The sequence below is a fragment of the Gemmatimonadetes bacterium SCN 70-22 genome (assembly GCA_001724275.1).
In the GTDB taxonomy this organism is placed as follows: Bacteria; Gemmatimonadota; Gemmatimonadetes; order Gemmatimonadales; family Gemmatimonadaceae; genus SCN-70-22.
The window spans coordinates 23,356-31,115 of record MEDZ01000048.1 but is presented as its reverse complement, the minus strand read 5'-3'; the positions used below and the strand labels follow the sequence as shown (position 1 = coordinate 31,115).

Annotated in this window: 5 protein-coding genes and 2 rRNA genes; all 7 read left to right on the top strand. The window is 66.4% G+C overall.

Features of this window, described 5'->3' with window-relative positions; all coding sequences use genetic code 11:
- Positions 1 to 34 precede the first annotated feature (34 nt).
- Positions 35 to 2,970 (top strand): 23S ribosomal RNA (locus ABS52_17270).
- 198 nt (positions 2,971 to 3,168) lie between these two features.
- Positions 3,169 to 3,285, top strand: a 5S ribosomal RNA gene (gene rrf / locus ABS52_17265).
- A 66-nt stretch (positions 3,286 to 3,351) separates the two neighbouring features.
- On the top strand, positions 3,352 to 4,233 hold the full coding sequence (locus tag ABS52_17260; GenBank protein ODT01187.1) for a GTPase Era: 882 nt from the start codon (positions 3,352 to 3,354) through the stop codon (positions 4,231 to 4,233).
- Positions 4,230 to 4,397 carry a tetraacyldisaccharide 4'-kinase gene (locus tag ABS52_17255; protein ODT01186.1) on the top strand — a complete coding sequence of 56 codons (168 nt, stop codon included), beginning with the start codon at positions 4,230 to 4,232 and terminating at the stop codon, positions 4,395 to 4,397. The genes ABS52_17260 and ABS52_17255 overlap by 4 nt, the downstream gene beginning before the upstream one ends.
- A 34-nt stretch (positions 4,398 to 4,431) precedes the next feature.
- A complete protein-coding gene (locus ABS52_17250; GenBank protein ID ODT01185.1) occupies positions 4,432 to 5,385 on the top strand; it encodes a hypothetical protein in 954 nt (317 codons plus the stop codon).
- 229 nt (positions 5,386 to 5,614) lie between these two features.
- Positions 5,615 to 6,622 (top strand): hypothetical protein, encoded by a 1,008-nt coding sequence (locus ABS52_17245; protein ID ODT01184.1) that lies wholly within the window; start codon positions 5,615 to 5,617, stop codon positions 6,620 to 6,622.
- A gap of 909 nt (positions 6,623 to 7,531) precedes the next feature.
- Positions 7,532 to 7,723 (top strand): hypothetical protein, encoded by a 192-nt coding sequence (locus ABS52_17240; GenBank protein ID ODT01183.1) that lies wholly within the window; start codon positions 7,532 to 7,534, stop codon positions 7,721 to 7,723.
- The last annotated feature ends 37 nt before the right edge of the window (positions 7,724 to 7,760 follow it).

Sequence of the window (7,760 nt, the reverse complement as noted above, 5' to 3'; positions counted from 1 at the left end):
AGTAGATCGCGCGTGCTCTGCTTGACGAAGAAGGGGTCAAGCGAGCGAAAGCATGTGGGGGATGCCTGGGTACACAGAGGCGATGAAGGCCGTGGTAAGCTGCGATAAGCTCGGGGGAGTGGCACACACGCGGTGATCCCGAGATGGCCGAATGGGGCAACCCGGCGGGCGGCGACGTCCGTCACTCTTGGCGCAAGCTGGGAGAGCGAACCCTGGGAACTGAAACATCTCAGTACCGGGAGGAAGAGAAATCAAACGAGATGCCCGGAGTAGCGGCGAGCGAAAGGGGCAGAGCCTAAACCGGTCTCCTAGTGGGGCCGGGGTTGTAGGACCCACGGACGGAGCCAGTTAACGACGCGAAGTCCCCTGGAACGGGGCGCCAGAGACGGTGACAGCCCGGTAGTGGAAGAGCGCTGGCCCAGTGGAGTTCCTGAGTAACGCCCGACTCGCGAAATCGGGCGTGAAGCTGGGGGGACCACCCTCCAAGGCTAAAGACTCCTGTGTGACCGATAGTGGACGAGTACCGTGAGGGACAGGTGAAAAGCACCCCTGGGCGGGGAGTGAAAGAGATCCTGAAACCACATGCTTACAAGCGGTCGGAGGCGGGGCGGGGGGCGACCCTCGTCACTGCTGACGGCGTGCCTTTTGCATTATGATCCGGCGAGTTACTCCTCAGGAGCGAGGCTAAGCGGCTCAGCCGCGGAGTCGGAGCGAAAGCGAGTCCTGTCACGAGGGCGTGTGGAGTTCCTGGGGGTAGACCCGAAGCCAGGGCGATCTACCCATGAGCAGGGTGAAGCTGAGGTAACACTTAGTGGAGGCCCGCACCGGTATGGGTTGAAAACCGTTCGGATGACTTGTGGGTAGGGGTGAAAGGCCAATCAAGCCTGGAGATAGCTGGTTCTCCCCGAAATCTATTGAGGTAGAGCCTCGCGGAAGCCGTAAGGCGTGTTTGCAGGGGGTAGAGCGACTGGATGGGCGCGGGCTGGCGAAGCTGGTACCAACCCCAACCAAACTCCGAATACCTGTCAAATGGACCGCGGGAGGCAGTCGCTGAGCGATAATGTCCAGCGGCGAGAGGGAAAGAACCCAGAGCCACAGCTAAGGTCCCAGAGTGGCCGCTGAGTATAGCGAAGGATGTGTCCCTGCCGTGACAACTGGGAGGTTGGCTTAGAAGCAGCCATTCCTTGAAAGAGTGCGTAATAGCTCACCAGTCCAGCGGGGATGCGCCGAGAATGGTCGGGATTAAGCGGCCCACCGAAGCTTGGCCTGCTAGCAGTGCTAGCGGGGTAGGGGAGCGTTCCGCGTGCGGTGAAGGGCCGGTGGAAACCAAGGCCTGGAGCGAGCGGAAGTGAGGATGCCGGAATGAGTACGCGCAAACGAGAGTGAAAACCTCTCGCACCGAAAGCCCAAGGGTTCCTGCGCCATGGCAATCAGCGCAGGGTGAGGCGGGTCCTAAGGCGAGGCCCCAGAGGCGTAGCCGATGGCAAGCCGGTTGAGATTCCGGCCCCGCTGGCGAAGCGTTGAACCGATTCGGGACCGTGGAACGAAGTCGCAGCGGCCTGGTGGATGGCCGTTCAACCGCGTAGGGCGCGAGCCCGAGACGGGAGTACGAGGGGCGAGGGCAACCTCAAGCCGAGTGCGGTGGAGTCGACACGCGAGAAAAGCGGATCGGGGAGCGACGTTGGCGTCCGTACCGTAAACCGACACAGGTGGGCGAGGCGAGGAGCCTCAGGTGCACGAGTGAGACGTGGTCAAGGAACTCGGCATAATGATCCCGTAACTTCGGAAGAAGGGATGCCCTCTTTGGTGACCCGTACAGGGAAGCTGGGGGGGGCCGCAGAGAATCGGCCCAAGCGACTGTTTAGCAAAAACACAGGTGCGTGCCAAGCCGCGTAAGGCGCCGTATACGCACTGACGCCTGCCCGGTGCCGGAAGGTTAAGGGGAGGGCTTAGGGGCAACCCGACGGCCTGAGCCGAAGCCCCGGTAAACGGCGGCCGTAACTATAACGGTCCTAAGGTAGCGAAATTCCTTGTCGGGTAAGTTCCGACCTGCACGAATGGCGTAACGACTTGGGCACTGTCTCGACCACGCGCTCGGCGAAATTGCAGTCTCGGTGAGGATTCCGAGTCCCCGCGACAGGACAAAAAGACCCCATGCACCTTTACTGTAGCTTGCCATTGGACGTGGTTTCGAACTGTGTAGCATAGGTGGGACCCGGTGAGCCCTGGGCGCTAGTTCAGGGGGAGGGGCCAGTGAAATACCACCCTGCTCGACACGACGTCCTCACCAGCCTGCGCACACCGCAGGTGGGACCGTGGCAGGTGGGCAGTTTGACTGGGGCGGTCGCCTCCGAAACAGTAACGGAGGCGCGCGAAGGTTGGCTCAGCGCGGACGGTACTCGCGCTTCTAGAGTGTAACGGCAGAAGCCAGCCTGACGGGGAGACCGACGGGTCGACCCGCCACGAAAGTGGGCCGTAGTGATCCGGTAGCCCGGGGTGGAACGGCTATCGCGCAACGGATAAAAGGTACGCTGGGGATAACAGGCTTATCGCGCCCGAGAGTTCACATCGACGGCGCGGTTTGGCACCTCGATGTCGGCTTGTCACATCCTGGGGCTGGAGAAGGTCCCAAGGGTCCGGCTGTTCGCCGGTTAAAGTGGCACATGAGCTGGGTTCAGAACGTCGTGAGACAGTTCGGTCTGTATCCGTCGTGGGCGTTGGAGTGTTGAGGAATGCGGACTCTAGTACGAGAGGACCGAGTCGGACGATCCGCTCGTGTCCCGGTTGTCCCGCCAGGGGCAGCGCCGGGTAGCGATGATCGGTGGCGATAACCGCTGAAAGCATCTAAGTGGGAAACGCCGTCCAAGATACTGAAGGGCCGGAGGAGACGACTCCGTCAATAGGCCGCCCGTGGACACGTGGCAACACGTTCCGAGCGCAGCGGTCCTAATCGCCCGTGCGGCTTGACTCACCCAAACACCAAGCACGCAGAACACGCTCGATCTCATTGAAGATCCAAATTACCACGATCACCAACATCCGCTGTCGATCGCTTCCTCGCGTCGCGATCCTGGCAGCAGCACCCGCCCGACCATTCACCGGGACGCTCCCATGCACGAGCGCCTCGAGGAACCGGGTGGATTCGCCAAGATCCCACGCCGTTAGTTCGCTGGCGACTAGAGCGTAGGGGCCACACCCGTTCCCATTCCGAACACGGTCGTTAAGCCCTACAGCGCCGATGGTACTCCGGTCGAGAGACCGCGGGAGAGTAGGCCGTCGCCGGCACCCCCTACGCGGGCCGTATGGTTCCCCCATACGGCCCGCGTTTGTGTTTCCTGCTCCCCTTCGCCCATGACGCGCGCCGGCATCGTCACCGTCGTCGGTCGACCAAACGCGGGAAAGTCGACCCTCCTCAACCGGCTCGTCGGCGAAAAGCTCGCCATCACCAGCCCCAAGCCGCAGTCCACCCGCAAGCGCATCGTCGGCATCCTCACCCGCGACGACGCCCAGCTGGTCGTCCACGACACGCCCGGCCTCCTGCACCCGCGCTACGCGCTCCAGAAGGCCATGCGCAGCGAGGCGCTGGCCGCCCTCGAGGACGCCGACGTCATCGCCTACCTCGTCGACGGAAGCCGCGGCCCGGTCGAACCCCTCCAGGCGGTCGCCCGCCTCGAGGCGCCGCCCCGCGCCCCGGTCGTCACGGTGATCAACAAGGCCGATCTCCTCGCCCCCGAGGCGCGACTGCAGCTGGCGGAGGCCAACCCGTCCGCCCTCTTCGTCTCGGCCACCACGGGCGACGGCATGCCGGCGCTCGTCGACCGCCTCGTCTCGCTCCTCCCCGAAAGCCCCTTCCTCTACGACGCCGAAGACGTCTCGACCCAGCACCTTCGCTTCTTCGTCGAGGAGCTGGTCCGCGAGACGGCTCTCGAGCAGCTCGAGGATGAGGTCCCCTACAGCATCGCCTGCGAGGTGGAGGAGTTCCGGGAAGATCGCGACCCGGTGTACATTCGCGTCGTGCTGTTCGTCGAGCGCGAGAGCCAGAAGCACATCGTGATCGGCCGGGAGGGGGAGCGTATCCGGCAGATCGGCATGGTGGCGCGGACCAAGGTCGAGAACCTCCTCGGACAGCGCGTGTATCTCGACCTGTGGGTGAAGGTGCTCGACAACTGGCGCCGCAACGAGCGTTCGCTCAAGCGGTTCGGCTTCGTCCTTCCCGAGGAACCCTCATCGTGACCCTGTCGCCGAAGCTCCTCGCCGTCCTCGTCTGTCCGCGCTGCAAGGGGGCATTGGAGCATCGCGACGAGGAATCCGTCCTCGTCTGCCACGCCTGCCACCTGCGCTACCCGGTCCGGGACGACATTCCCATCATGCTCACGGATGAGGCCACGCCGCTCTAGGGCCCTCCTTCCCATCGCCCTGGCCCTCCTGCTGATGACGACGGGCGTCGCGACCCCGGGGCGTCTGGCCGCCCAGGCCGGACTGGCCGACCAGGCGTCGCTCTTCCTGCTCCTCCCCATTTCGGCGCGCGGGGTCGGGATGGGACAGTCGATGATGGCATCGCACGGGAGCGGGGACGGTGTCTGGTGGAACCCGGCAGGCATCGCCACCGTGCGCCGGGGGGACGCCGCGCTCCACCACTCGCAGAGCGTCATCGGGACGAGCGAGGCCCTCACCGTCACGGCGTCGTCGTCGTTGCTCGGAGTGGTGGCGGTCTCCGCCAACATCCTGGACTTCGGCGGCGACATTCCTGCCGTCGACAATTCGGGTAATGTGGTAGGGAAGATCCTCCCCAGAAACATCGCGCTGGTAGGGTCTTACGCGCGATCGCTCGGGCATCGCGTGAGGGCCGGCGTCTCGTACAAGCTCGTGCAGTTCCGATTCGACTGCGAAGGCCTCTGCCCCTCGCTCCCCACGACGCAGGCGTCGACCAGCGCGCTCGACATGGGGGCCCAGTTCGACCTCCCCACCTCCGTCCCGGTGACCATCGGAGCCGCGGTCCGGAACGTGGAGGTCCACCTCCAAGGGGGGCGCGACGACGAGGCCGATCGGCTCCCCACCCGAGTCCAGATCGGAGCCAGCGCCCGGTACACCATCCCCAAGGAATACGCCAACGACGCCGAGATCCGCATCTCGGCCGACGTCATCGACGGGGTGCCGGTTGGGGAGCCGCTCCCTCGGGTCGGCGGCGAGTTCGCCTGGGAGGGGCGAGCGTTCCTCCGTGCCGGATACCTCTTCTCATCCGGTACGTCGGAGTCGGGAGGGCCGACGCTGGGTCTGGGTTTCGTCGCCGGACGGCTGGTCATCGACTTCGCCCGCGTCTTCTCGGGGCTCTCGGCCGACGCTGGACAGGCGCCGACCTACCTCTCGCTCCGCGTCACCTTCTGAAGGGGCGAACCGTCAGCGCCGCGTACGGCTGCAATGCCGTTGTCACCGAAGGCGGATCCGATCGTCGTACCGTGAGGGGAAGCAGGGACGGGGATCGGCCCACGGTCCCCCCTGCAGGCCACACGGCGGCGTCGAGATCCGCCTCTCTCGCACACCGGGCGGCCCCCCGTTTTGACCAGGTCCTTCTTGCCGGGTAACTTGCGCCCGACCCGCTCACCCCTTCGATAGCGTGCCGCTCCCCACCGCGATGCTGTTCTGCCCGCGCGGCCAGACGCTCCCTCCGGCCATGGTCGCCTGGGTGCGGGAGCGGGAGTTGGCGGGAGTCGAAGTCGGCACGGCGGATGACCTCCTGGCCGCGGCGCTTCGAGGCCGGCCGCGCCTGGTCATCTTCGACGCCAGGGGGGTGGACGATGGGAGCGAAGTGTGGACGGCGTGCCGCCGCCTCAAGGCCGACTCTTTCACCGGGATCGTCCCGGCGATCGTCCTGGTCGACGATGCCCCGGGAGCGTTCGAGCGCGCGCTCGCGGCCGGAGCGGACGAGATCCTCCGCCCGTCGACCGGCGAGGTCGAGGTGACGCAGCGCCTGGACCTCCTGCTGCGACGCTCCGACCGGGATGTGTACGTGCACCCGTCCACGCGACTCCCCGGGACGAACGAGATCGAGGCCGAAATCTCGCGGCGCATGGAACGCGGCGATGCCTTCGCGGTCTGCTACGCCGACCTCGATCACTTCAAGGAGTACAACGATCGCTACAGCTACTTCGACGGCGACCGCGTGATCCGCCTGCTCGCCAAGCTCCTCCACGATGTCGTGAAGGGGATGTGCGGCGAGGATGGATTCGTGGGACACATCGGTGGGGACGACTTCATCTTCATCATTCCGACCACCCACGTGAACGAGACCTGCGGCGAGATCACGACGGTCTTCGACCTGCTGGTCCTGTACCAGTATTCCGAGCAGGACCGGCGCGCGGGGTACTTCTTCGGCAAGGACCGTCGCGGGCAGCTGCATCGCGTCCCGCTGATGACGGTATCCATCGGCGTCGTGACAAATGAGCGGAGGCACTTCACCTCGGCGGCACAAGTGAGCGAACTTGCGACGGAGATGAAGGGATACGCCAAGACCCTCATGGGGTCGGTGTATACGGTCGATCGACGGACGGACCTCGCCCTCTCCGGGGGGCAGTCCACTCCACAACGCCCCCCGCGCGCCATAAGCGTGATTGAAGAGTCATGAACGTCTCGTGTCCTGAGTGCCAATCCGTATTCCGGGTGGACCCGTCGAAGGTGACGGGAGCGAACCTGCGTGCGCGTTGCTCGATCTGCGGGGGACTGATTCCGATCGGCGCCAGCGTCCGCTGGGCCGACGATTTCCCGACCTCCACCTCGCGGGGAGTCGGTGACGCCTCGCCCCGAGCCGTGCCGCCCGCCGCCGCGCCTCGTGCGGTCGCGCCCTCCGCTGCGCCGGCGCGGTCGGCGCCGATCTCCGTCTCGCCAGGTGCACGCCAGACGCCTCGGGCTGGTGGCCCGCCGACCCCGGCGCCCTCCGGCGCGCCGACGGCGAGGGCAACGGGGGCTGCCGCTCCCGTTCCCGCCTCGCCCCCTCCTCAAGGGTCGCCCCTTTCGCCCCCTCCTCCGCGCCCCGCGTTCGAGGGTGGGACGAGTCGCATTCCCCCGTTCACTCCGGGGCGCCGGCTCACGCCGGTGACGCCGCCGTTCGGTGCCCCGGTCTCGCCGCCGGTGCCCCCCCATCCGCCGCGTCCCCCGCACCCCACGCCCACGTTCGTCCCGCGGGGCGCCACGAGCGCCGCTCGAGCCGCCGCTCGAGCCGCCGCTCGAGCCGCCGCTCGAGACGCCGCGGCAGACCACCCCGGCGATTCCGACGCCTTCCACTCCTCCCGGGGAGGGGGCACCGGCGATCCCTGGGCCACGAGCCGGGGGGGGAGTCGGCGCGTCGGGCGCTGCCGCGGGCGCTGCCACGGAAGCGGCCACGGAAGGCGCCACCGGAGCCGTCACCGGAGCCGCCACCGGAGCGGCCGGGGGAGCGGCCGGGGGCGCACCAGCGGCGCGCCGCGCGATCAATCCATTCCTCTCCAACGACCCGAACCAGAAGGCGCGGCGCCTCGCGCGCGCGCTGGTATCGGACATGGTGGCGTACCATCCGCAGAAGCGCGAGGAGGGATCGCGGAACGGGACGCTGAAGCAGTTGTTCCGGGAGGAGATCAAGAAGTCGTACGAGGAGTACGTGGAGCAGGTCGGGCGCGAGTTCGCGGAGAGCACGGCGCACTTCCAGGATGCGCTGAACGACGTCCTGGCCGGCGGGAAGCGCATCTTCTAGCCGGGGTACAACGCGCCCCGCGCCGCCGCTATTTTTC